Annotated in this window: 23 protein-coding genes and 1 tRNA gene; 16 read left to right on the top strand and 8 right to left on the bottom strand. The window is 66.2% G+C overall.

Annotation, left to right across the window (positions count from 1 at the left end; all coding sequences use genetic code 11):
• Positions 1-23: 23 nt before the first annotated feature.
• From C1H84_RS05665 to C1H84_RS05655, 3 genes are all read left to right on the top strand, one after another.
• Positions 24-722 carry a DUF501 domain-containing protein gene (locus tag C1H84_RS05665; RefSeq protein WP_113606798.1) on the top strand — a complete coding sequence of 233 codons (699 nt, stop codon included), beginning with the start codon at positions 24-26 and terminating at the stop codon, positions 720-722.
• Positions 722-1654, top strand: a complete 933-nt coding sequence (locus tag C1H84_RS05660; protein WP_113606797.1) for a Ppx/GppA phosphatase family protein — start codon at positions 722-724, stop codon at positions 1652-1654. The genes C1H84_RS05665 and C1H84_RS05660 overlap by 1 nt, the downstream gene beginning before the upstream one ends.
• Positions 1655-1808: 154 nt before the next feature.
• Entirely contained in the window at positions 1809-3194 is a 1386-nt protein-coding gene (locus C1H84_RS05655; RefSeq protein ID WP_244910831.1) for a S8 family serine peptidase, read from the top strand.
• A gap of 43 nt (positions 3195-3237) precedes the next feature.
• Here C1H84_RS05655 and C1H84_RS05650 read toward each other — a convergent pair whose 3' ends face one another.
• Entirely contained in the window at positions 3238-3534 is a 297-nt protein-coding gene (locus C1H84_RS05650; RefSeq protein ID WP_146955902.1) for a hypothetical protein, read from the bottom strand.
• A 289-nt stretch (positions 3535-3823) separates the two neighbouring features.
• Here C1H84_RS05650 and C1H84_RS05645 point away from each other — a divergent pair, with 289 nt between their 5' ends.
• From C1H84_RS05645 to ilvA, 5 genes are all read left to right on the top strand, one after another.
• On the top strand, positions 3824-5191 hold the full coding sequence (locus tag C1H84_RS05645; protein WP_047118429.1) for an NAD(P)/FAD-dependent oxidoreductase: 1368 nt from the start codon (positions 3824-3826) through the stop codon (positions 5189-5191).
• A 116-nt stretch (positions 5192-5307) separates the two neighbouring features.
• A tRNA-Leu gene (locus C1H84_RS05640) sits at positions 5308-5392 on the top strand.
• 228 nt (positions 5393-5620) lie between these two features.
• On the top strand, positions 5621-6439 hold the full coding sequence (locus C1H84_RS05635) for a Bax inhibitor-1/YccA family protein (protein WP_047118433.1): 819 nt from the start codon (positions 5621-5623) through the stop codon (positions 6437-6439).
• Positions 6440-6554: 115 nt separating this feature from the next.
• Entirely contained in the window at positions 6555-7871 is a 1317-nt protein-coding gene (locus C1H84_RS05630; protein ID WP_053797496.1) for an AI-2E family transporter, read from the top strand.
• Positions 7861-9132, top strand: a complete 1272-nt coding sequence (ilvA, locus tag C1H84_RS05625; RefSeq protein WP_053797497.1) for a threonine ammonia-lyase — start codon at positions 7861-7863, stop codon at positions 9130-9132. Before C1H84_RS05630 ends, ilvA begins: the two co-directional genes overlap by 11 nt.
• A gap of 74 nt (positions 9133-9206) precedes the next feature.
• Here the strand turns inward: ilvA and greA are convergent, their stop codons facing one another.
• Positions 9207-9701 carry a transcription elongation factor GreA gene (greA, locus tag C1H84_RS05620; protein ID WP_047118436.1) on the bottom strand — a complete coding sequence of 165 codons (495 nt, stop codon included), beginning with the start codon at positions 9699-9701 and terminating at the stop codon, positions 9207-9209.
• Positions 9702-9977: 276 nt separating this feature from the next.
• Positions 9978-10397: a DUF4307 domain-containing protein gene (locus C1H84_RS05615; protein WP_181728045.1), complete on the bottom strand. Its 420-nt coding sequence runs from the start codon at positions 10395-10397 to the stop codon at positions 9978-9980.
• 203 nt (positions 10398-10600) lie between these two features.
• Here C1H84_RS05615 and mca point away from each other — a divergent pair, with 203 nt between their 5' ends.
• The 5 genes from mca (at position 10601) to phoH2 (ending at position 16394) form a co-directional block, all read left to right on the top strand.
• Complete coding sequence (gene mca / locus C1H84_RS05610) at positions 10601-11506, top strand: mycothiol conjugate amidase Mca (protein ID WP_424572662.1); 906 nt, start codon at positions 10601-10603, stop codon at positions 11504-11506.
• A gap of 43 nt (positions 11507-11549) precedes the next feature.
• The gene (locus C1H84_RS05605) at positions 11550-11831 is read left to right on the top strand and encodes a hypothetical protein (protein WP_053797498.1); all 282 of its coding nucleotides are present in this window, start codon (positions 11550-11552) and stop codon (positions 11829-11831) included.
• Between the two features lie 19 nt (positions 11832-11850).
• Positions 11851-13956 (top strand): thioredoxin domain-containing protein, encoded by a 2106-nt coding sequence (locus C1H84_RS05600; protein WP_113606793.1) that lies wholly within the window; start codon positions 11851-11853, stop codon positions 13954-13956.
• 97 nt (positions 13957-14053) lie between these two features.
• Entirely contained in the window at positions 14054-14815 is a 762-nt protein-coding gene (locus C1H84_RS05595) for an isoprenyl transferase (RefSeq protein ID WP_047118439.1), read from the top strand.
• 262 nt (positions 14816-15077) lie between these two features.
• Positions 15078-16394: an RNA 5'-3' helicase PhoH2 gene (gene phoH2, locus C1H84_RS05590; RefSeq protein WP_047118440.1), complete on the top strand. Its 1317-nt coding sequence runs from the start codon at positions 15078-15080 to the stop codon at positions 16392-16394.
• Here phoH2 and C1H84_RS05585 read toward each other — a convergent pair.
• A complete protein-coding gene (locus C1H84_RS05585) occupies positions 16391-17206 on the bottom strand; it encodes a hypothetical protein (protein WP_113606792.1) in 816 nt (271 codons plus the stop codon). The genes phoH2 and C1H84_RS05585 overlap by 4 nt on opposite strands.
• A gap of 97 nt (positions 17207-17303) precedes the next feature.
• Between C1H84_RS05585 and C1H84_RS05580 the strand changes: the two genes are divergently transcribed.
• Together C1H84_RS05580 and C1H84_RS05575 are read left to right on the top strand one after the other, a co-directional pair.
• A complete protein-coding gene (locus C1H84_RS05580; protein WP_146955900.1) occupies positions 17304-17822 on the top strand; it encodes a prepilin peptidase in 519 nt (172 codons plus the stop codon).
• 4 nt (positions 17823-17826) lie between these two features.
• A complete protein-coding gene (locus C1H84_RS05575; protein ID WP_047118441.1) occupies positions 17827-18294 on the top strand; it encodes an NUDIX hydrolase in 468 nt (155 codons plus the stop codon).
• A gap of 103 nt (positions 18295-18397) precedes the next feature.
• Here C1H84_RS05575 and C1H84_RS05570 read toward each other — a convergent pair whose 3' ends face one another.
• Complete coding sequence (locus C1H84_RS05570; protein WP_113606790.1) at positions 18398-20101, bottom strand: MDR family MFS transporter; 1704 nt, start codon at positions 20099-20101, stop codon at positions 18398-18400.
• Positions 20102-20126: 25 nt separating this feature from the next.
• Positions 20127-20792, bottom strand: coding sequence for a TetR/AcrR family transcriptional regulator (locus C1H84_RS05565; protein ID WP_113606789.1), 666 nt, complete (start codon positions 20790-20792; stop codon positions 20127-20129).
• A 98-nt stretch (positions 20793-20890) separates the two neighbouring features.
• On the opposite strand from C1H84_RS05565, the gene C1H84_RS05560 reads away from it, so the two are divergent.
• A complete protein-coding gene (locus tag C1H84_RS05560) occupies positions 20891-21457 on the top strand; it encodes a GNAT family N-acetyltransferase (RefSeq protein WP_113606788.1) in 567 nt (188 codons plus the stop codon).
• Between the two features lie 16 nt (positions 21458-21473).
• Here C1H84_RS05560 and C1H84_RS05555 read toward each other — a convergent pair whose 3' ends face one another.
• Both C1H84_RS05555 and C1H84_RS05550 read right to left on the bottom strand, forming a co-directional pair.
• Positions 21474-22664, bottom strand: a complete 1191-nt coding sequence (locus tag C1H84_RS05555) for a dipeptidase (RefSeq protein ID WP_113606787.1) — start codon at positions 22662-22664, stop codon at positions 21474-21476.
• A gap of 38 nt (positions 22665-22702) precedes the next feature.
• Positions 22703-24022, bottom strand: coding sequence for a hypothetical protein (locus C1H84_RS05550; RefSeq protein ID WP_113606786.1), 1320 nt, complete (start codon positions 24020-24022; stop codon positions 22703-22705).
• Between the last annotated feature and the right edge of the window lie 56 nt (positions 24023-24078).

Raw genomic sequence — 24078 nt, 5'->3', positions numbered from 1 at the left:
CCAACTACGCAAAGAGACGAAACGTGACTGAACAGCCCATCCGCGAAGCCCTGGACGCCGCCGGACGAGTACCCAGCGAGCAGGACCTGGACACCCTCAGCCGCCAGCTGAACCGTCCGGTGCGGGATGTGGTGGAAATCGGTGCACGCTGCGTGTGCGGCAACCCGCTGGTCGCCACCACCGCGCCGCGGCTGTCCTCGGGCATTCCGTTCCCGACGACCTACTACCTGACCCACCCGGTGATCACCTCCGCCGTGTCGCGGCTGGAAGCCGCCGGGCTGATGAACGAGATGAACGATCGCCTGGCCGCCGAGGCGCCGCTGGCCTCCGCCTACGCCGCGGCCCACGACTCATACCTGGCCAACCGCGACGCCATCGGCGAGCGTTCGGGCACCGGGGCGGTGCCGGAGATCGCCGGCGTCTCGGCCGGCGGCATGCCGACGCGCGTGAAGTGCCTGCACGTGCTGGTGGGCCATTCGCTGGCCGCCGGCGACGGCGTGAACCCGCTGGGCGACGAGGCGCTGGAAGCCATCGCGCCATGGTGGACCAAGGACAAGTGCTTCTGCGGTGGCGCCTGGGACACCGAGGGCCAGGCCCCCAGCCAGGACCGTTCGCGCCACGTGAAGACCCAGGAAAAGGTCGACCCGGCCGTCAAGCGCGCCGAACGCGCCGCGAAGCGCGCGGCCCGCGAGGCCGCGCAGAACGCCGGGGAGCAGAAGTAATGCGCGTCGCCGGTATCGACTGTGGGACCAACTCCATCCGCCTGCTGATCGCCGACGTCGCCGCGGATGGCAGCGAGCTGCGCGACGTGGTGCGCACCATGCGCGTCGTGCGCCTGGGCCAGGGAGTGGACGCCACCGGCGCCTTCGCCCCCGAAGCCCTGGAGCGCACCTTCGCGGCGGTCAAGGAATACAAGAAGCTGTGCGACGAGCACCAGGTCCAGGCCATCCGCTTCGCGGCCACCTCCGCCGCCCGCGACGCCTCGAACCGCGAGCTGTTCACCAGCAAGATCACCTCGATCCTCGGCGTCGAGCCGGAGGTCATCAGCGGCCAGGAGGAGGCCCAGCTGTCCTTCGCCGGAGCCGCCTCGGTGCGCGCCGGCAAACCCGGGCAGGTGCTGGTCATCGACCTGGGCGGCGGATCCACCGAGTTCGTGCTGGGCGACCAGAGCGGTCCGCTCGCGGCCGCAAGCCTGGACATGGGCTGCGTGCGCGTGACCGAACGCTTCCACCTCGATGGGCTGCGCTCGCGACAGAGCCTGGAATTCCTGGATTCAACCCTGCAGACCCTGGACGGCGTGGTGGACGTGAGCCAGGTCGACGCGGTGATCATGGTCGCAGGCACCTGCACCACCCTCACCGCGCAGGCGCTGGGGTTGAAGCAGTACGATTCCGCGGCCATCCACGGAGCCGAGCTGAGTTTCGCCCAGATGCGCCAGGCCACCGCCTCGATGCTCTCCTACACCCGCGAGCAGCGTCAGGCGCTGGGCTTCATGCATCCGGGCCGCGTGGACGTCATCCAGGCCGGGGCGGTCATCGTCGAGCGCATCCTGGACTACCTTGAGCGCGCCAGCGGACACCGCGAGATGCTGCTGGTTGCCTCGGAGCACGACATCCTCGACGGCATCGCGGCCTCTGCCGCGCAGCGCGCTTGATTACACCGCAGGCAAGACAGGGCAGGAGATGACCTTGAAACAACCAGTACGTTCCGGCCGCCCGGCCGGCGCGCGCACCGCCGTTTCGGCCCTGCTCGCGACCCTGCTGGCCTTCGCGTTCCTGCTGCCCAGCTCCGTGGCGCAGGCCGACGAGATGCGCAACGCCGAATACTGGCTGAAGTCGCTGGGAGTCACCGAGGCGCAGAAGGAAACCAAGGGCGAGGGCGTGAAGGTCGCCGTCATCGACACCGGCATCGACACGAGCCACCGCGACCTGAAGGGAGCCGTGGTGGGCGGCGCCGACATGTCCGGGGCCGGGGGCGCCAAGGGCGATAAGCCCATCGGCGTGATGAGCGAGCACGGCACCCTGGTGGCCACCCTGCTGGCCGGCCGCGGCAACAACCAGGGGGAAATCGACCGGGTCACCTCAGAGAACCAGCGGTTGAAGTCGGCTTGGGAACAGGCTAAGAAGACCGCCGAGGAAGATGACAAGGACGTCCCGGACGAACCCGAATACGAAAAGGTCCCGGCACTGACCGGCGGCAAGGACGGGGTGCTCGGCGTGGCGCCCAAGGCCGAGCTGCTGTCCGTGTCGCTGTGGATGGGCGACGGCAACCCATCGGGCATTTCCGTGGAGCAGCAGATCCCCAAGGCGGTGAAGTACGCCGTGGACTCCGGAGCCAAGGTCATCAACATGTCCCTGGGCTCCACCAGCCCGGCCTGGCCCGAAAGCTGGGACGAAGCATTCAAGTACGCCGAGGAGCGCGACGTGGTTGTCGTGGCCGCCGCAGGCAACCGCTCCGGCGGCATGAACCAGGTCGGCGCGCCGGCCACGATCCCGGGGGTGCTGACCGTCGCGGGCGTCGACGAGAACGGCAAGGCCTCGCAGGACTCCTCCACGGAGGGCATCTCCATCGGCGTGGCGGCCCCGGCGGAGAAGCTGGTCGGCGGGCTGCCGGACAACGGCTACGCCCGCTGGTCGGGCACCTCCGGCGCGGCGCCGCTCGTGGCGGGCGTGGCGGCGTTGATCCGCTCCAAGTACCCGGACATGCCCGCGGAGCAGGTCATCAACCGCATCCTGAAGACCGCCAAGGACACCGGTGCCGACGGGGTCGACAACCTCTACGGCTACGGCATCATCGATGCGAACGCCGCGGTGAATGCGGACGTCCCGGCGGTCAGCGAGAATCCGCTGGGCACCATCGCCGAATGGATCCGGGTGCACCGCCGCAATAGCGACCAGGCCTCGGACGTGCCCGACCCGGGCGTTTCCAAGGAGAAGTCGGACCTGAAGCAGGTGGCGGCTCCGGAACCGATCGCCCCGGACACCTCGACCCCGGCGCTGCAGCCGGTGCTGGTCATCGGCGGATCGCTGATCCTGCTGCTGGTGCTGGTCATCGGCGGTGTGCAGGTCGGCTCCAGGGCCCGGAAGCAGGCCTTGACAGCCCAAGTGCACTCGGCCAAGCTCAGCGACCTGCCGGTCGGCAAGCCCAATGAGGGACGCGACCTGTTCGACGATATTCCCGAGGACGAGAAGTAGATGATGACCCGGTGTCCGCAAGGACGCCGGGTCATTTGCCTCTTCATTGCTTTTCGTCCGCGGAATGCAGTTTGGAAGAAACGGGCGGGGCGCCCGGGGCCGGTGACACCGGAAGCGCCCCGAAAGGCGCCACGAGTTCACCGGTGATCCTCTGGTACCGGGGAACGGCGGCGATCCAGAGGACGAGCCCGATCAGCATTGCGGCAACTGCCAGCCCCAGCAGCGCGAGGTCGCTTTCGGTGGCGGGGCAGCCGGCGGAGCTGTCATCGATCTCCGGGCAGCTTCGCCAGGGCTGGAGGAACATGATGACGCTGCCGGCAGCTCCCAGCAGCGTCAGCAAGGTGGCCAGGCAAATCAGGAACCTTCGGAATGCGCGCACGACCCAACCATTGCACGTCCGACGCGCCTCGGCCGGGCGGCACCACCGCGTGCCGTCCGCCAGCTTGCCGGGACGGCGCTTTCGGACAGTGAAACAGCCGTGAAAAACACGGAATCCGCACCCTGATCACCGGCTGCCATGGCGAATGCTCCGCACCGTGGCCGGAAGGGGGATGGATACGTGATTAAACATACTCATTAAGTTAGTGAATATTTTCACTAACTCCGAAAATCCGCGTAGAATCGACAGTATGTCGATCATCGAAAGCTCCCAGAAGCGTCCTCGCATTCTCGTCGTTGGCGGTGGCTATGTTGGCCTGTACGTTGCGATGAATCTGCAGAAGAAGGTTAAGTCCCACGGCGGCATCGTCACCGTGGTCGACCCGAACCCATACATGACCTACCAGCCGTTCCTGCCGGAAGTTGCAGGCGGCCAGATCGAACCGCGCCACGTCGTGGTCTCCCACCGTCAGCACCTCAAGCACTCCGAGCTGATCAACGGCCGCGTGCTGAGCATCGACCACGCCAGCAAGAAGGCCGTCATCGCTCCGGTCAACGGCGAAGAGTACGAACTTGAATACACCGATGTCGTGATGTCCGCCGGTGCGGTCACCCGCACCTTCCCGATCACCGGCCTGGCTGAGCAGGGCATCGGCCTGAAGACCATCGAAGAGGCCATCGCGCTGCGCAACAAGGTTGCCGAGCGCATCGAGTCGGCTTCGAACATGACTGATCCTGAAGCCCGCAAGCGCGCCCTGACCTTCGTGGTGGTCGGCGGCGGCTTCGCCGGCATCGAGACCATCGCCGAGCTCGAGGACATGGCACGCCACCTGGTTAGCCTGAACGACCGCGTGCAGCAGAGCGAAGTCCGCTTCGTGCTGGTCGAGGCCATGGGCCGCATCATGCCTGAAGTGACCGCCGAGCAGGCCGAATGGGTTGTCGAGCACCTGCGCAGCCGCGGCATCGAGGTCCTGCTGAACACCTCGCTGGCCGACGCCACCGATGGCTACCTGCAGTTGATCAACATGGCCGACAAGTCCCCGGCCGACGCCTTCTACTCGGACACCCTGATCTGGTGCGCCGGCGTCATGGCCAACCCGATGGTCCGCTCCACCGATTTCCCGATCGAGCAGCGCGGCCGCATCGAGACCCGCACCGACCTGCGCATCAAGGACGCGAATGGCGATGCGCTGGAAGGCGCCTGGGCAGCCGGCGACGTTTCGGCAGTCAAGGACGTCACCGGCGGCCTGCCGGACGGCACCTGCGTGCCGAACGCGCAGCACGCCGTGCGCCAGGCCAAGCTGCTGGCGAAGAACCTGTACGCAGCCCGCTACGGCGTTGGCCGCATCAAGGAATACAAGCACAAGAACCTCGGCGCCGTGGCAGGCTTCGGCAAGAACAAGGGTGTTGCCAAGGTCGTCGGCATCAAGCTCAAGGGCTGGCCGGCATGGATGGCCCACCGCGGCTACCACGGCATGGCCATGCCGACCTTCGAGCGCAAGTTCCGCGTGGTCGGCGACTGGATGGTTGCCTGGTTCTTCACCCGCGACGCGCTGCAGCTGAACAACCTCGAAGCACCGCGCACCGCCTTCGAGGAAACCGCCAAGCCGAAGAAGTAGCACTTCGCGGCCGATGATCGAATCACGGGTTGGGGATCGCCTTGCAGGCGGTCCCCAACCTGCGTGCCGGGCAATTTCCCGTTTCCCGAATCGATCGCGTAGGATTTTAGAGTCCTGCCCCTATGGTGGAATTGGCATACACGGCTGACTTAAAATCAGCTGCCGCAAGGCTTGTGGGTTCGAGTCCCACTGGGGGCACCACATTTGAAAGCTCCGGACTTCCCGCAAGGGCGGCCGGAGCTTTAGTGCATCCAAGCGCAGCCTCTGCGGCCGTCCAGCGGCCGGGATTTTCGCTCATGGAGTAGAAATTTCGGTCTCCAAAGGCTGAAATCATCCCTTTGACTGAGCAGATTCACAGCAATTATCAATACTGTTAAGAACAGCAATATTTCGTACTGCCTGCCTACTGACCAGACAACCTACGGGGGAATAATCTTGAGCGGCAACCCAATCTTTGGTTCGAAGAACCAGGCCGACGCATGGGCCACCAAGCCCGGTGCTCCGGTTGGATTCCGTGACACCGCCAACCTGAGCGCCGAGCAGCTGGACAACATGTACCAGCAGCCGGCCGCCACCAGCGCCGACATGGGTCGCATGACCATCGGCGACACCATCAACAAGACCATTTTCACCCTCGGCCTTGTGGTGATCGGCGCGGCCATTGGCTGGGTGGTTCCTGCCCTGATGCTTCCCGGCGCCCTGGTCGGTTTCGTCCTCGGCTTGGTCAACGCCTTCAAGAAGAAGCCTTCCCCGGCGCTGATCCTCCTCTACGCTGCAGCCGAAGGCCTGTTCCTCGGTGGCCTGTCGCAGTTCCTCGACGGTCTGTACCCAGGCGTTGCCATCCAGGCAGTGGTCGCCACCTTCGCCGTAGCCGGCGTGACCCTGGCCCTGTACCGCTCGGGCAAGTACCGCATGACCCCGAAGCTGAACAAGATGTTCATGGTCGCCATGATCGGCATGGTCGTCTTCTCGCTGCTGAACATGGTGCTCATGCTCACCGGCGTCGTCGACGGCATGTTCGGCCTGCGCAGCGCCGGCGGCGGGGCGCTGGGCCTGATCATCGGCGTGCTGGCGATCCTGCTGGCCACCTACGCGCTGGTTTCGGACTTCACCATGATCGAGGAACTGTCCAAGCAGGGTGCCCCGGCCATCATGGCTTGGCGCGGCGCCTTCGGCCTGACGGTGACCTTGGTTTGGCTTTACACCGAGATTCTGCGCATTCTGGCAATCCTGCGTGGCGACGAGTAGCCATATTGAAGTAGATTTCGAGGACCAGTGCCCATATCGGGTACTGGTCCTTGTTTTTTGTCACAATTTGGACATGGAATCCATCGGCGTGCACTCGGCGCGGTAGCGTAGGGACATGAAAAGTAATCGGTTAGAGCGTCTGCGCCGTCTGCGAGGCAACCTGCCGACCCTGAAGTCCGCCCAGCCCGCCGTGGTCCCCGTCGAGTCGCTGGACCTGCGCACGGCCGAGGACCTGCCGTACGGGGTGCGCCTGGCGGCGAGCTGGGCCTGGCGCCTGCTGATCATCGTCGCCGCGCTGGGGGTGGTCTTCTGGCTGCTGTCCAAGGTCTCGCTACTGCTGATCTCCGTCATGGTTGCCGCGCTCTTGACCAGTCTGCTGTCGCCGGTCGTCAAGATCCTGCACGCCAAGCTCGCGGTGCCCCACGGCTTGGCCGTGGGCATCACGCTGATCGGCTTCCTGGCCTTGGTGACGGCCGGTCTTTCGATCGCGGGCCAGCGCCTTGGCGCCGGGTTCGCCGACCTGTGGACGCAAGCGCTGACCGGCATCCAGCAGATCCAGGACTGGCTGTTCAACGGCCCCCTGCAGCTGACCAATGACGACCTGCAAACCGTGCTGGACGACGCCCTCACCGAGCTGCGCGGCAACGCAAGCAACATCCTGAGCGAAGCCATCAGCTGGGGCTCGGCACTGGGCCAGATCCTCACCGGGGTCCTGCTGACGGTCTTCTGCCTGATCTTCCTGCTGCTGGATGGGCGCAGGGTTGGGCTGTTCCTGATCAACCTGCTGCCGCGCCGCGCCAGGCCCGCCATGGACGGGGCGCTGACCCGGGGCTGGTCCTCGCTGGTGCGCTACGTGCGGGTGCAGATGCTGGTGGCGCTGATCGACGCGCTGGGCATCGGCTTCGGCGCATTCTTCCTGGGTGTCCCGCTGGCCCTGCCGCTGGGCGTGCTGGTGTTCATCGGCTCCTTCATCCCGGTGGTCGGCGCGCTGGTCACCGGAGCACTGGCCGTGCTGCTCGCGCTGGTCTCCAACGGCTGGGTCAATGCGTTGATCATGCTGGCCATCGTGCTGCTGGTGCAGCAGGCTGAATCGCACATCCTGCAGCCGCTGATCATGGGCAAGGCCGTGAGCCTGCACCCGCTGGCCGTGGTGCTGTCCGTGGCCGGAGGCACCATGGTGGCGAATATCGCCGGAGCCCTGTTCGCCGTGCCGCTGCTGGCCGTGTTGAACACGGTCGTCAAGTACCTCTCCCGGCGCAGCTGGGAAGACGATCCATTCGTCGCGCAGAACTACGGCACGAATCTGGCCGGTGCCAGAGCCCCCGCATCCGACCTGGAAGCTGCGGCCACCCCAGCGGCTCCACCAACATCATCACCTGCGCCGACACCCCGGCTTCCCGAGCATCCCGAGGACAAGAATCATGAACACTGAAACCAAACTTCCGGTCAGCCTGGCGGATATCGAAGAAGCCGCGAAGGTCCTCAAGCCGGTTATCGCGCTCACCCCGGTCGAGCACTCCCGCGTGCTGTCCCAGCACCTGGGCGGCGAGGTCTACCTCAAGTGCGAGAACATGCAGCGCGCCGGATCCTTCAAGGTCCGCGGCGCCTACGTGCGCATGGCCAAGCTCAGCGAGGAGGAGAAGGCCCGCGGCGTCGTCGCCGCCTCGGCAGGCAACCATGCCCAGGGCGTCGCGCAGGCCGCCAGCCACCTGGGCATCAAGGCCCGCATCTACATGCCGCTGGGTGTCGCCCTGCCCAAGCTCACCGCAACGCGGGACCACGGCGCCGAGGTCGTCTTGTTCGGCGACACGGTGGACCAGGCCTTGGCCGAGGCACAGCGCTTCGCGGATGAAACCGGCGCGGTCTTCGTGCATCCCTTCGACCACCCCGACATCATCGCCGGGCAGGGCACCATCGGGCTGGAGCTGCTGGAGCAGCTGCCGGAGGTGGACACCGTGCTCATGGGCGTGGGCGGCGGCGGGCTGCTGGCCGGCGTGGCCATCGCGCTGAAGGAACGCGCCCGCGAGCTGGGCCGCGAGATCCGCGTGGTGGGCGTGCAGGCGGAGAACGCCGCGGCCTACCCGCCGTCGTTGGCGGCGGACGCCCTGGTGCCGCTGGACACCGTGCACACCATCGCCGACGGCATCGCCGTGGGCAAACCCGGCCAGCTGCCCTTCGCGATCATCAAGGAGCTGGTGGACGACGTCGTCACCGTCTCCGAGGACGCGCTGGCCCGCGCCCTGGTGGTGCTGCTGGAGCGCAACAAGCTGGTGGTGGAGCCGGCCGGCGCCGTGGGCGTCGCGGCGCTGCTGGAGAACAAGCTGGAGGAGCACGGGATCAACCCGGCGACCACCGCGGTGATCCTCTCCGGCGGCAACATCGACCCGCTGCTGATGCTCAAGGTGATCCAGCGCGGCCTGTCCGCCGCAGGACGCTTCCTGACCATCCGCATGATGCTTCCGGACCGCCCAGGCGCCCTGGCGCAGATCTCGCGCATCATCGCCGAATCGGATGCCAACGTGACCCGCCTGGACCACACCCGCATCGGCGGATCGCTGTCCATGGGCGACGTGGCGATCACCATCGATTTGGAGACCAAGGGCCACGAGCACTCCAAGATGGTGCTGAACAACCTGCGCGCCGAAGGATTCGACCCGCACATCACCAATACCGCAGGCGGCTCCGTCGCCTAGCCGGAACCCGCAAAAAGCCGCTGGCCGCCCCCGTAAGGGGGCGGCCAGCGGCTTATGGTCTTGCCTGGCGGGTGCTAGGCGGAGAACGGCTTGGCGGAGATGATCTCCACCTTGATGTCGCGGCCGTTCGGGGCGGCGTAGGTCAGCTTGTCGCCCACCTTGGCGCCGTGCACTGCCACGCCGATAGGGGACTGCTCGGAGTAGACCTCCAGGTCGGTGTCGCCGGCAACCTCGCGCGAACCGAACAGGAAAGTGGTCTCGTCGCCGGCGATGTTGGCCACGACCAGCATGCCCGGCTCGACAACTCCGTCATCGGCTGGAGCTTCACCGACATGCGCACGGCGCAGCAGGTCCTTCAGGTACAGGATGCGCGCTTCGGCCTTGCCCTGCTCCTCGCGGGCTGCGTGGTATCCACCGTTTTCCTTCAGATCGCCCTCGGAACGGGCCTGCTCGATACGGGCAACGATCTCGGCGCGGCCCGGGCCGGAGAGGAAGGTCAGTTCATTATTGAGCCGATCGTAGGCTTCCTGAGTCAGCCAAACGATGGGTTCGTTGCTGTTGGTGCTCACGGTTGTACTTCCTTTGGTCAGTCGGGACCTCGCCGCACCTTCCTCAGGAAAGTGGAAAGCCACCTGTACGGTGGCCTCGACGAAGTCGGATTCGGTACGTTTGGCGGATGCCGCATTCCTACAGATGCAAGCAAAGACCCCGCCAGCAACATGTTCCGGTTTGTCTTTCCGGTCATGCGCCGATGCGGGGCGAAACGTATCTTTTCATCGATAGTAGTCGCCAAACCTGAATAAACCCAATAGTTTCAGCTATCAGGTGAGTCAACAGGGGAAATGTCAGCCTTTGAAGTCCTGCGGGACGACAGTGCATTCCTCGATCCCGGCGGTGACGGCCAGGTTGTCGGTGTGCAGATCCACGGTGAGCGTTTGCTTCACCACGCCGGTCTGTTCGCCCGGATCCAATACGATGGTCTTGAATCCGACGATGGCTTTGGTTTTGTTCATGGCGCGAACATCGCACTGCACCCGGTCCTTGGCGTTGTATTCAACCGCGATCGTCGCCTGGGCCATGGTGGGGGACTCGACGTCGAAACCGACGTCCTGGTAGGAAAGCGCGTCATAGTTCGAGGAAGCGAAATAGGCTGCGCCGGCGATTCCAATGACCAGGGCCGAACCGATCAGGATGTTGCGGTTCTTTTTCGACAGGTGGCGTTTCTTGGGGTTGTTGTAGCGAGCCGTTAAGCTTGGATCAGACATTGCGCGCCTTGCACCACTCTCTTGCCTTGGCGGTGGCCCGGTATTCACGGGCCTTCCGTTCATTGGGTCCTGGATGTTAAGTCTACCGTTGACTTGCTCCGGGGAATAACGGGAGGTCGGACAGTGGTTGAGATAGAGGGCGGGCGCGAAAGCCCCGCGCGAGTGTACAAAGTGCTGAAGGAAGTTGACCAGTGGAGAACCACGTGATGAAAAAGATCGCCCCTTCCCAGGGCCTGCGCCTCATGGCGATCCATGCGCATCCCGACGACGAGTCATCCAAGGGCGCCGCGACCATGGCGGCCTACGTCGACGCCGGCGCCGAGGTCATGGTCGTCAGCTGCACCGGCGGCGAACGCGGGGACATCCTCAACGCGGCGGCCGGCGAGCTGGCCCACGCGCACCGCGACCTGGCCGGAGTGCGCCGCACCGAAATGGCTGAAGCCGCCGCGGTCCTGGGCATCAAGCACCGCTGGCTGGGCTACGTCGACTCCGGGCTCCCCGAGGGCGACCCACTGCCCGAGCTTCCCTTCGGCGCCTTCGCCCTGCAGCCGGTGGAGACCGCCTCGGCCGGCATCATCAAGCTGATCCGCGAATTCCGCCCGCACGTCATCGTCACCTATGACGAAAACGGCGGCTACCCGCATCCGGACCACATCCAGTGCCACAAGGTTTCCACCTTCGCCTTCGAGCACGCCGGAAACCCGGAAATGTACCCCGAGCTGGGCGACCCGTGGCAGGTCGGCAAGCTCTACTACGACCGCGCGTTCTCCCCGGAGCGCTTCCGCACCCTGCACTACGCGATGCTCGAGTCGGGCTACGAATCGCCCTACACCGAGCGCGTGGCCCAGTGGGAAGCCGACGAGGACAACCAGATGTTCAAGTGGGTTTCACCACACACCACGACCACCCAGATCCTGTGCGCCGACTACTTCTCCCAGCGCGATCAGGCCCTGCTGGCGCACCGAACCCAGATAGATCCCGAGGGATTCTTCTTCGCCGTTCCGGAACACGTCTATGCTGAAAGCTGGCCGTGGGAGGACTACACCTTGATTTCCTCCAAGGTGGCCACCGAACTGCCGGAGTCCGACCTGTTTGCCGGACTAAGATAGTTCCCAATACCTTCCAGCTGTAGAAATGAGTTGTCTGTACACCGTGAATGCGATTTACGCGTCCGTGATCCTGGCATCGACCCGCAATACCTTCGGCACCGAGAAGGCCAGCGACTACGGTCCCGGTTTCCTCGGCTTCGTCTTCACCGCCGTGATGGTTGTCGCTGGCATCTTCCTGATGCGTGACATGGTCCGTCGTGTACGCCGTGTGCGCTACCAGTCCGAGGCCGAGCAGCGCCAGCAGCAGATGATGGACGAAGGCGAAAAGCGCACGCTCGAAGAGCCGGACGAGCCGATCGACCCGAAGACCAGCGAAGACAAGTAGTCCGTGCTAGCTTGAAGTCGTGGCTCAGCGACTTTCAGGCTCTTCGAGCCAATACCTCAGGCAACATGCGCACCAGCTAGTGGACTGGTTCCCCTATGGGGACCAGGCCTTCGAACAGGCGCGCCTGCGCGATGTCCCGGTGATGCTCTCCATCGGGTATTCGGCCTGCCACTGGTGCCACGTGATGAGCCATGAGTCCTTTGACGACCCCGCCATCGCGCAGCTGCTCAACGAGCATTTTGTCGCCATCAAGGTGGACCGCGAGGAACACCCGCTGGTGGACGACACCTACATGATGGCCACCCAGGCGCTCACCGGCGCCGGGGGCTGGCCCATGACCATCTTCGCCCTGCCCGACGGCAGGGCCTTCCACGCCGGAACCTACTATCCGGCCGTGCCCCGGGGCAAGACCCCCTCCTTCACCCAGGTGCTCAACGCCGTGAATGAAGCCTGGGAAACCAAGCGCGACGGGCTGGCCGAACAGGCAGACATGCTCGCCGGCCACCTGGCGGAGCTCGGCGCCAGGCAGGGCGCCTTGTTGTCCCTGCATTCGGCGCTGCCCGCGCAGCAGTCCCAGGAAGCTGCAGTGACGCACTGGATCTCCGCCACCCGACCTGAGGGCGGCACCACGCCCGCACCGAAATTCCCGCCCACCTGGGCGCTGAAAACCCTGTGGCGCTCGGCGCTGGCCGGAGGCAGCCGCGGCGACGAGGCCTTCAACGCCGCAGCCACCACGCTGGAGGCGATCCTGCGCGGCGGCCTGCAGGACCATCTGGGCGGCGGCTTCGCCCGCTACTGCGTGGACGAGCACTGGTCGGTACCGCACTTCGAGAAAATGCTCTACGATAATGCCGGGCTGCTCTCGTTGTGCGCCCGCAGCGCCGTGCTCGCCGGGGAATACGCGCGCGGCGCCGCCGGCGCCCAGCAGCAGCGCGCCGAAGCCCTTGCCGCAGCCGCCCGGGCCGCCGCCTTGGACACCGCCGGATTCCTGCGCCGCGAGATGCGTGTCGGCGCGGACGGCGGCGGGCCGCAGGCCCTGGCCAGCTCGCTGGACGCCGATTCGCCGCGCGAGGGGAAGAACATCGAAGGCGCCTACTACACGTTCTCCCGGGCCGAACTGAACGCGGCCCTCGACGGGCTCGACGCCCTGCCGCCGAACCTGGTCCGGCTCGCCGAGGTCGCCGAGGATCCCGGGCGCTACTGCCTGTCGCTGGCCCGATTCCCCCATGCCGGGGAAGAGCCGCTGTGGAACCAGCTGAAACAGGAGCTCGGCCTGGTGCGGGCCACACGCCAGCGGCCCGGGCGGGACGCCAAGGTCATCGCCGGATGGAACGGACTGGCTATCGAGGCCCTATGCGAGGCCGGCACCCTGCTGGACGCACCCGAATTGCTGGAGATGGCCGAGGAGGCCGCCACCGCGGTGTGGCAGGCGCATTGGGACCCCGAAACCCGCCGCTTGGCCAGGGTCAGCTTCGACGGGAAGGCCGAGCACTCCAACGAGGGAACCTTGCAGGACTACGCGGCGCTGGCCCTGGGACTGCTGGCCCTTGACTCCGCGCGAGGCAACGGGCCCTGGGCAGCGCGCGCCGATGCGCTGCTGGGACGCGCTGGCGACTTCGTCGATCCTGGGACCGGGGTGCCGCGCGATGCGGTGCAGCTGGATGCGCGGCTGAGCGCCCAGCGAGCGGCCGGCGCGGCGACAGTGCTGGATGACGCCATCCCGGCCGCCGGTGCGTTGTACGCCATGGCGCTGGCGCGCCGGGCGGTCACGGCCATGGCGGACGGCGCCTGGACCGACGCCCAAGCCGCCGGCCTGGAGCGGGCGGGGGAGCTGACCGTGCATGCGCTGGCGCTGGCCACCGAAGTCCCGACCCAGGTCGCCACCGCGCTGGAAGTCCAGGCCGTGCTCAACGCTCCCGTGCAGTACGTGACCGTGGGCGGCGCGCAGCCGGATCAGCTGGCGCGGCTGCGCCGGCTGGGCCGGTCGATGCGACTGGAACTACGCGAGGAGAAAGACGCAGCGGGCCCAGCGGGGACGCTGCGCATCCAGGGATGCCGCAAGGAGCTGTGCCAGGCCCCGGTGGATTCGCTGGAGCGCTTTGTGCAAACCCTGCACCACCGCTGAATCACCGCTTCCGCCACGCAAGATGAAGGGAACGGGCGGGCGGACACGGTAGATTTAGAATCTAGGGTTTTTGATTTCCAAGGAAAGGCAGGGCGCGGTGCAGCTTCCCAACCTCGCGTACCGTTTCTATGAACGGCGCCTGGCAAAGTCGCTTCCTGCCGACAAGCTGCCGCACCACATCGGCGTGATGGTGGACGGCAACCGCCGTTGGGCCAAGCTCGCTGGAACCCCGACGGTCGCCGGCCACCAGGCCGGCGCGGACAAGATCCTGGAATTCCTGGACTGGTGCGAAGACCTGAACATCAAGGTCGTCACCCTGTACATGCTCTCCACGGACAACCTGAACCGCGAGCCGGGGGAGCTGCGCGACCTGCTTGAAGTCATCGGATCCACGCTGGACCGGCTGGGAGAGACCAACCGGGTCAAGGTCCAGCAGGTCGGGGCCCGCGACCTGTTGCCGGCGGAGCTGGCGCAGAAGCTGGCCGCGCTGGAATCCGCGACGGCGAACCGCGGCGGCGTGCACGTGAACGTGGCCATCGGCTACGGCGGACGCCGGGAAATCCTGGATGCCATCAAGTCGCTGCTGCGCGATGCAGCCAAGGACGGGCGCACCCTCGAACAGGTCACCGACCAGCTGTGCACCGATGACATCGAGTCCTACCTGTACACCAAGGGACAGCCCGACCCGGACCTGGTGATCCGCACCAGCGGGGAGCAGCGCCTGAGCGGCTTTTTGACCTGGCAGAGCGCCTACTCCGAGTTCTACTTCTGCGAAGCGTTGTGGCCGGACTTCCGCCGGGTAGATTTCCTGCGCGCCCTGCGCGATTTCGCCGACCGCCAGCGCCGCTTCGGCACCTAGGAATCCGCGGTGCGGCAAATATTGGGAAAAACGTTGCCTACTCGTAACCCGACACGACGTTCGCTGCCCTGGGTTTGGGGCTATCGTGGGCACTAAGGCGGGGGCAAGCAGCCTCCGCTGAGCGAAGGGTTTCCCACTAGATGACCACAGCAGCGTTCACCGGTTTCACCGCCGGATTCGCCCTTGGACATCCGGTGCCGGGAGTCCCCACACATGCGTGGGGAATGCTCCCCACGCCGGAACCGAGAATAGGTGCGCTGCCATGACCCGAAATGCTGACGAGGCTGTCCGGACCTACGTGATCGATACGTCGGTGCTGCTCTCCGACCCGCGGGCGATGTACCGCTTCGAGGAGCACCACGTGGTGATCCCGCTGACCGTCATCACCGAGCTGGAGAACAAGCGCAAGGACCCGGAACTCGGGTACTTCGCCCGCCAGGCCCTACGGCTGCTGGACGACCTGATTGCAAGCCACGGCGGGCTATCCCGCGCGGTGCCGGTCTCCGAGCTCGGTGGAACGCTGCGTATCGAGCTGAACCACATCGCCGCCGAGGTGCTGCCGGTGGGAATGCGGACCGGAGAGAACGACACCCGGATCCTCGCCGTGGCCAAGCACCTGCTGGACCAGGGTCAGGACGTCGCCCTGGTGACCAAGGACCTGCCGATGCGCATCAAGGCCTCGGCCATCGGCATCCATGCGGAGGTCTACCGCAGCGAACTGATCACCTCCACCGGTTGGAGCGGAATCCAGCAGCTGGAACTGGGCGAGGACGCGATGGCTTCCCTCTACGAACGCGAACAGCTGGCCAACCTGCCGGAGATCGCCGACGCCCCGGTCAACACGGGTTTCGTGATCACTTCGCCACGCGGCAGCGCGCTGGGGCGCAAGACGGATGCCACGACCTTGAAGCTGGTGCGCGGCGACCAGCAGGCCTTCGGGCTGCACGGGCGCAGCGCCGAGCAGCGCATCGCTCTTGACCTGCTGATGGACCCCGGGGTGGGCATCGTCTCGCTGGGCGGCAATGCAGGCACCGGCAAGTCCGCCCTGGCGCTGTGCGCCGGCATGGAAGCTGTCATGGAGCGCCGGGAGCACCGGAAGATCACCGTATTCCGTCCGCTGTATGCGGTCGGCGGGCAGGAACTGGGCTACCTGCCGGGCTCCGAAGGGGAGAAGATGGGCCCCTGGGCCCAGGCGGTCTTCGACACCCTCGGCTCCATCGTGTCCAAGAACGTGATCGACGAGGTGGTGGACCGCGGCATGCTGGAGGTGCTGCCGTTGACCCACATCCGCGGCCGGTCGCTGCATGACGCCTTCGTGATCGTGGACGAGGCGCAGTCCCTGGAACGCAATGTGCTGCTCACGGTGCTTTCGCGCATCGGGCAGAATTCAAAGGTGGTGCTGACCCATGACGTGGCCCAGCGCGACAACCTGCATGTGGGACGCCACGACGGCGTGGCCGCGGTGGTGGAGCAGCTCAAGGGGCACGCGCTGTTCGGGCACGTCACGCTGACCCGCTCCGAGCGTTCGGCCATCGCCGCGCTGGTCACCGAGATGCTGGACGGCCCCTACCTGGGTTAGCCGCGGCCGGCGTCCTTGCGCAGCTCCCACGGGATCGGTGCCCTGACATCGGTCAGTGTGGGAGCCGGGGCGGTGAACAGCGAGTCGATGTAGTACTCGTCGTGCGCCAGGACCTGCAGGCTGATTTCCGGAACCCGGCTGCCGGCATCCAGCACGCGCCGGTGCACGCAGATCCCGGTGTCCGCATCCAGCATGACCAGCGTCCTGGTTTCCGGCGGCACCAGCGCGAAGTCAGCCAGGCACGGCCGGTAGCTGTACCCGGCGGACAGCACCGCCGCCAGCACCGGGCGCCCGGCGAACTCGGTCTCGGCCAGCTCGTGGATGTAGGTCGGATGGTCGAAGGCCAGATCCAGCGAGGCCGGCTCCGTGCCGGCAATCTCGAACGGGTCGAGCATCGTGGACAGGAACGACAGCGGCAGCAGGTCGCCGAACCCGGCGATCTCCGGGCGGCGCAGCACCAGCCGGTCGCTGGTGAAGACCGGGGAGGTCAGGCTGGCAGGCAGCTTCCACGATGAGGCGGAGGCGGTGGCCACGTAATCGCGTCCGCGGTCGGCGGTGAAATGCTCGCGCTGGTAGACCGGCCGGCCGGCCTCGTCGAAGGCCGCGGCGGCCTCGCGCTGCCGCAGGATCAGCTCCAGGCGGCCTTCCAAGCCCCGGGCCGGGTCTTGGAACTCCTGCGGCACCTGGAAGGAGATGCGCACCGAGGTGCTCAGCCAGGGAGCGGAGCGGGCGAGGGCGCGCACATGCCGCCGGGCGGCCGAATCGGGCAGCGGGTGTCCGGGGAAAAGCGGGGGTGCTGCTGGCTGGGTCATGACTCCAGTCTAGGAGCCGAAGCCGCGAATAGCACCGGTTGTGCACATTCCCGCCGGGCCCGCCGACACCGCCGGCGCCCGCGCCTATGCTGGAAGCATGATGGAGCACAGCACGGTGCAGATCCTGGCGGTCGCCCAGGAATCGTGGGCGACGGCGCTGCTGGTCGCCGCGCTGCTGCTTTGTTATGCAGGGTTCGGGTACGCGCTGTCCGCCGCGGATATCGCCGGGCACCGGCTGCCCAACCGGCTGGTCGCCAGGTGGCTGCTGGCCTCAGTGGTCATCCTCGCGCTGCTGGGCGCGGTCCGCATGGATTTCTGGCCGGTGCTGCGGGCTCTGTTCGGCATGGCGCTGCTGTGCGGCGGGTACCTGCTGGTGTCGCTGGTCTCCTCCGGGGCCATGGGCATGGGGGACGTGAAGCTCGCCTCCGTGCTCGGGTTGAACCTGGCGTATTTCTCCCTGCCCTCGCTGTTCCTCGCCACGCTGCTGGCCTTCGTCATGGCAGCGCTGTTCGTGCTGGGCGGGACGATCCTGCGCCGGCTGACCCTGAAGTCGGCGGTGCCCTTCGGCCCGTTCATGATCCTCGGCGCGCTCATTGCGCTGGGTGTGGCACGATAGGTTCATGCCCACCCCTGAATTCATCACGAATCTGAGAACCCATATCGGACACGAAATGTTGTGGCTGTCCGGGGTGAAGGTCGTGGTTTTCGACGAGGACCGGGTGCTGCTGGTGCGCCGTGCTGACAACGGCAAATGGACCCTGCCGGCAGGAATCATCGAACCCGGGGAAGAAGCCTCGCACACCGCAGCGCGGGAGGTGCTGGAGGAAACCGGGGTGGAATGCGAAATCACCGACCTGCTCGGCGTGGGCATCACCGCGCCGACCGTGTACCCCAATGGCGACCATGCGCAGTACCTGGACCTGGTGTTCAAGGCGGCGCACCGGTCCGGCCACGCGGTCCGGGGTGATGACGAGAACCTCGAGGTCGGCTACTTCCAGCTCGATGAGCGGCCGCAGCTTCCGCCGCTGCACGAGCGGGCCATCGACTGGGCGCTGAATCCCCGCCCGGGCGGCTACTTCGCCGCCTGACCGGTGCCGCGGCTGGCCCTCGGTCCCCACAAGGCACAGAGCATGCCCCGCACCACAGTGCAGGGCATGCTCTTTTCCGAAACAGTTCAGATCCGACACCGGGTCAGCTGTTGCGCTGCTCCTTCGGGTCCTGAACCGGCACCGAACCGGAGTCCGGCTCGTCCTGCGTGGCAGCCTCCGGCCGGGCGACGCCACCTGACCGCTGGGCGGCCTCCACGGCTTCGGCTTCCTCGCCGGCGATGGCCTCGCCACGGGCCACCATGCCCGCCTGCTCGGAGAGCGGGACCTGCTTCAGGAACAGCGCCAGCCCGAAGGCCACGACCAGGAACGGAATCAGGTACCAGAACACCGGGGCCAGCGAGTCCGCGTAGGCGGTCACGATGCCGTCGCGCAGCGGCTCGGGCAGCTGCGAAAGGGTTTCCGGATCCAGCGTGGCGGTGGCCCGCCCGGCATCCTCGGGGCCGGCCCCGGCGCCGGAGAACACCTCCATCAGCTTCTCGGAGAGCCGGTTGGTGAACATCGCGCCGAAGATCGCGACACCCAGCGAGGCGCCGACCTCGCGGAAGTAGTTGTTGGTGGAGGTGGCCACGCCGACCATCTGCGGATCCACGGCGTTCTGCACCACCAGCACCACCACCTGCATGATCAGGCCCATGCCCGCGCCCAGGAAGAACAGGTACACGCAGATCAGCCACAGCGGGGTCTGCGCGGTCAGCGTGGTGAAGCACAGCATCGCGATGGCGGTGACCACGGTGCCGGCGATCGGGTAGCCCTTGTAGCGGCCCGACTTGGTGATGGCGATACCCGAGTAGATCGAGGTGCCCATCATGCCAGCCATCATCGGCAGCATCAGCAGGCCGGAAACCGCCGCGGAGGTGCCCGAGGACATCTGCAGGAAAGTCGGGACGAACGCGATGGCGGAGAACATGCCGATGCCCAGGGTGAAGCCGATGGCGGTGGCATTGATGAAGACCTTGTTCTTGAACAGGCCCAGCGGGATGATCGGATCTGCTGCCTTGGCCTCGATCACCACGAACAACAACGCCGCGGCCAGCAGGCCAATACCCCACGCCCAGGTTTCCAGTGCGGCCCAGCCGTGGTCGGCGGAGCCGCCGAAGTCGGTGAAGAAGATCAGGCAGGTGGTGGCGATGGACAGCAGGATCACGCCCATCACGTCGATCTTCTTCTCGGCCTTCTTGTTCGGCAGGGTGAGCGTGAACCAGGCGATCAGGAAGGCGGCGACGCCGATCGGGATGTTGATGTAGAACGCCCACTGCCAGGAAAGGTGGTCGACGAAGAAGCCGCCCAGCAGCGGCCCGGCCACCGCGGACAAACCGAAGATGCCGCCCAGCGGGCCCATGTACTTGCCGCGCTCGGATGCCGGAACGATGTCGGCGATGATGGCCTGCGAGAGGATCATCAAGCCGCCGCCGCCCAAGCCCTGCATGGCGCGGAACACCACGAAAGTCCAGAAGTCGGTGGAGAACGCCGCGCCCACCGAGGCCAGGGTGAACAGGGCGATGGCGATCAGGAACAGGTTGCGCCGGCCCAGCACGTCGCCGAACTTGCCGTAGATCGGCATGACGATGGTGGTGGCCAACAGGTAGGAAGTGGTGATCCAAGCCTGGTGCTCCACGCCGCCGAGCTGGCCCACGATGGTGGGCATGGCGGTGGAGACGATGGTCTGGTCCAGCGAGGAGAGCATCATGCCGGCGATCAATGCCGAGAAGATGATCCAGATGCGCCGCTGGGTCAGTACCAGCGGTGCATCACCCGAGGGCTTGCCGCGGGAAGTGGTGGTGGTCATGGCTGTCCTTGCAGGAGTTCTTGGTTTACGGGTTCGGCCGCGTCAGCGGCTGGGCGAGGATATTTCGGGCTTTTTCCATGTACTCCAGGAATTCCTCGGTGATCGAGCGCTCGCCGGAGCCCTTCACATAGCGGTCCACGGATTTCATGACTGCCAGATGCAGGATGTGGACCAGGACCACCAGCTGCGGGTCGTCGGGTTCCACGCCTTCGCGGGTGGCCATCAGCTGCAGGAATTCCGCTTCCTTTTCGGGGCCGACCTGCATCATGCGCTGCAGCAGCTCGGGCTCGCGGTGGATGACGGAGAAGAAGCCGTGGGTGCTGACGATGGCCTGCTCGTCGTGCGTCAGTTGTTCCAGCGCCAGCTCAACCAGGTCGGCCAGCAGGGTGGGGGAGATCCCGGTGAGGCCCTCGGGCCGGGCGGCCATGAAGCGTTCCACGGCGCCCTCGGGGATCTCGTCGGTGTCGTGGCCGAAGACCGCGTCCAGCTTGGTGGGGAAGTAGTTGAAGAACGTGCGGCGTGAGATGCCCACGTGTTCGCACAGCTGCTCGACGGTGAAGCCGTTGTAGCCGTGCTCCGCCGTCAGAGTGCGGGCCTGCCGGGTGATCGCCAGCCGGGTCTTGAGCATGCGGGCGCTCAGATGAGGGCCCTTGCCCTTCGCCGCAGGATCATCTTTTGCACTATTGTCCATAAAGTGCAGTTTTGCACTTTAATGCTGATAGTGCAAATAAGGTGACCGGATGCACATCGGCTTCGACAGCTGCCTAATCTGCGACATAGGCTCGGGGAATGACAAGTATCGAGCTCTGCCCGCCGACCGCCGCCCTGCATGACTCCTGGCTAGCGAGCTGGGATGAATGGGGAACCCCCGACCAGGACGGCGCCAGCGTCTTCTTTGCGTCGAAGTTCGGCTGGGACCTGCGCACGCCGCAGGGGTTCGCCCAGTGGGTGCAGCTGCTCAATGAGATGGGCGAGCCGGGCGCGGTGCCACCGGTTGGCTTCGCCGCGCAAAGCACGCTGTGGCTTGAGCGCGGGGGAGAGTACCTCGGGGCGGTGAGCCTGCGCCACGCCCTGGTGAACGACTTCCTTCAGGAAATCGGCGGGCATATCGGATACGGGATCCGCCCAGCAGCCCGAGGCCAAGGGCTGGCCAAGCTTGCGCTCGCCGGGGCGCTGGAGCAGGCCCGGGCGCTGGGCCTGCGACGCGTGCTGGTCACCTGCAATGGCTCGAACATCGCCTCAGCCAAGACCATCGAGGCCTGCGGCGGCGAAATAGAGCGCATCGTGCCGCGGGAGGAAATCGCCGAGCCCTTCGGCGCCGTCGAGGACCTGCGCCGCTACTGGATCAGCCTGTAGCAGCGGACGGGCCGGGCTAGCCGGCCGGTAGCACCTGGCCCAGCACCCGCAGGGTGTTGCCGCCCATGATGGCCTGGATCTCCGCCGCGGAACGGCCGCGATCCATCAGCTCTTGGGTGACCAACGCAAGCTGGCGGGTGTCCCAGGCGACCTCGGTGGATCCGTCGAAGTCGCTGCCCAGCGCGGCGCTGTCCAGGCCTCCCACCGCGATCACGTGCTCGATGGCGTCCACCACCGCATCCACGTCCAGCCGGCAGACGGCGGCATCCCAGTAGCCGATGCCGATGACCCCGCCGGTGGCGGCCACGGCGCGGATCTGCGCATCGCTCAGGTTGCGGTTCACCTGGCAGGTGGCCTGCACGCCGCCGTGGCTGAAGACCACGGGCCGGGTGGCCATGGCCAATACCTCGTCGATGCTCTGGTTGCTGGCATGGGCGAGGTCGATGACGATCCCCAGCTGCTCCATGCGGGTGACCGCTTCGCGGCCCAGGTCGGTGAGCCCGCCCTTGGCCTCGCCGTGCATCGAGCCGGCCACTTCGTTGTCGAAGAAATGCGTCAGCCCGGCCATGCGCATGCCGTCGGCGAAGAGCACGTCCAGGTTCTTGAGATCTCCCTCCAGGTTCTGCAGCCCCTCGACCGAAAACAGCGCCCCGGTGACATTGGCGCCCTGGGCGCGCTGGGCCAGCAGGTCTTTCAGCTGGGCCTTCGTGGTGATGGTGCGCAGCGCCCCCTCGGAGCGCTGTGCGGCCTCGCGCAGCTTCGTGGCGTGGAAGCGCGATCGTTCAAACGGCGAGAACCAGGTCTTCGGAGGCTGCAGTTGGGCGATGCTCAGAAGCGTGATGTTGTCCGAATCCGCGCTGTTCGACTCGTAGTTCTGGCCCACCGGGGACTTGGACACGGAGGAGAAGACCTGCAGGGCCACATTGCCTTCCTGCAGCCTCGGCAGGTCGACGTGGCCGCGGGTGGCGCGCTTGAGCAGGGAGCGATCCCACATGAGTGTGTCCGAGTGCATGTCCACGATCTGCAGCTTGCCATGGACGGCCTTCGCCTCGTCGCCGAGCTGAGGCAGCGCAGTGTCCGCCAGCTCGTTGTGGCTGCGTTCGACGATCCCCGGGGCGAAGATGAAAAACGCGGCGAGGGCGAGGACCAGGAACGACCCGAGGCCCAGTGCCAGTCGCCTGGACAGTGTGCGTGTGGTGCGGCTCATAGTGTTGAGGGTAGCAACGTTCCGCCGGCTTGCGGAGGCTATGTCTCGGGGACGAACCACGCCCGCGCATGCCGGTAGCGCACCGCGTGCCCGGAGATCCCTGCAGGACGGAGATCAACCCGGTCCACGGCCCCTACCGAGGGCGCGGCGGCGGGTTCCGGTTCGTTGGATTTTTCGCCTTGGCCGCGTTCGACAGCCCTGTCCGGCGTTTCCGGGAACTCAATGGTTCCCTGGGACGTAGCGGTACCGTAGTAGCCGGTATAGGCCGCGCCAGAGAAGCCGACCACCACCGGTATCGCGCCCGGGTCGTCGCAGCTGAACGGGACCTTGGACAGTGGGTCCCACAGCCAAGTGGAGCTGGCCGCCCGCCGGAATTCCTCGGGGGTCATCGCATTGAGCGCGTCGATCCCGTGGATGGGGCAGTGGTTGTTGGCGCTGACTTCGGGGCTTGAGCGGATATCGAGGGCATCGTCAGGGAAGACCTGAAGGAGCTCGGTGAGGCAAATGCAGCGCGCTTCGGCGGTATCACGCCCGACATCGATCATTCCCGCTTCGATGTCCGACTCCGGCGACAACTCCGCGACGGGGCCAGGGCCGGCGGGCAACTGCCAAGCATGGACGCCTGTCAGGGACCGGGCGACTCCTCCCAGGGCAAACCGCAGCAACAGGTAGCATCCCATCGCCGAAGCCAGCACCGCAGCACTGGCCAGGAAATCGGACCACCAAGAACGCCCCGGATCGGCAGCACCCGGTCCGGGCATGCTGTTGAAGATCCGCAGTGTGATCCACCAGAGCACTGCCGCCAGCAGCCACCAGGCGATCGCGAGCATTAGATTCACCCCGGCACCGAACCGCAGCTGGTAGCGGGAGTCTTCGGTAAGGCTCAGCGCGGTTCCCGGGCTCAAGTCGCGAACCAGTGCGCGCAGGTGCAGCATCTGGCGGAGCATGAACCCGGAATCAAGCAATGCCCACAAGGAGGCAAACAGCGCCCCCAGCCACCAGAACGGTGCCTCGACGCGCGATTCCAGCGTCTGGGTCATCGCCATCAGGCCAAGCAACAACGGCGCCAGCCCATGGTTGAATCGATAGATGAGCCAGCCGACGGCGCTGAACGCGACGATCAGGCAGATTCCGGCAATGTCCAGTACATCAAGCAGCGTGTAACCGCCAACCCGGGCCCTCGGCCCGGAATCCTCCCAGCGGCGGAATCCCGCGTAGATACCCACCGTCGTGGATGCCAGGATCAGCCACGCGACGCGACCAACGAACGGCCGCGAAAGGCGCAGCGGAATCCCAGTCCACTGGTCGCGGGAGGGACTGAGCAGGGTGCAGTCCAGGCCCTGATGCGGATGCTTCATTTTTCCAGTGTGGCATGTGGCCGCGAAGTGAACCGAATCATGCAGGACACACAACT

Source organism: Glutamicibacter soli (assembly GCF_003309065.1).
Taxonomy (GTDB): domain Bacteria; phylum Actinomycetota; class Actinomycetes; order Actinomycetales; family Micrococcaceae; genus Glutamicibacter; species Glutamicibacter soli.
The sequence above is the reverse complement of the archived record's forward strand: the minus strand, read 5'-3'. Positions and strand labels throughout refer to the sequence as shown.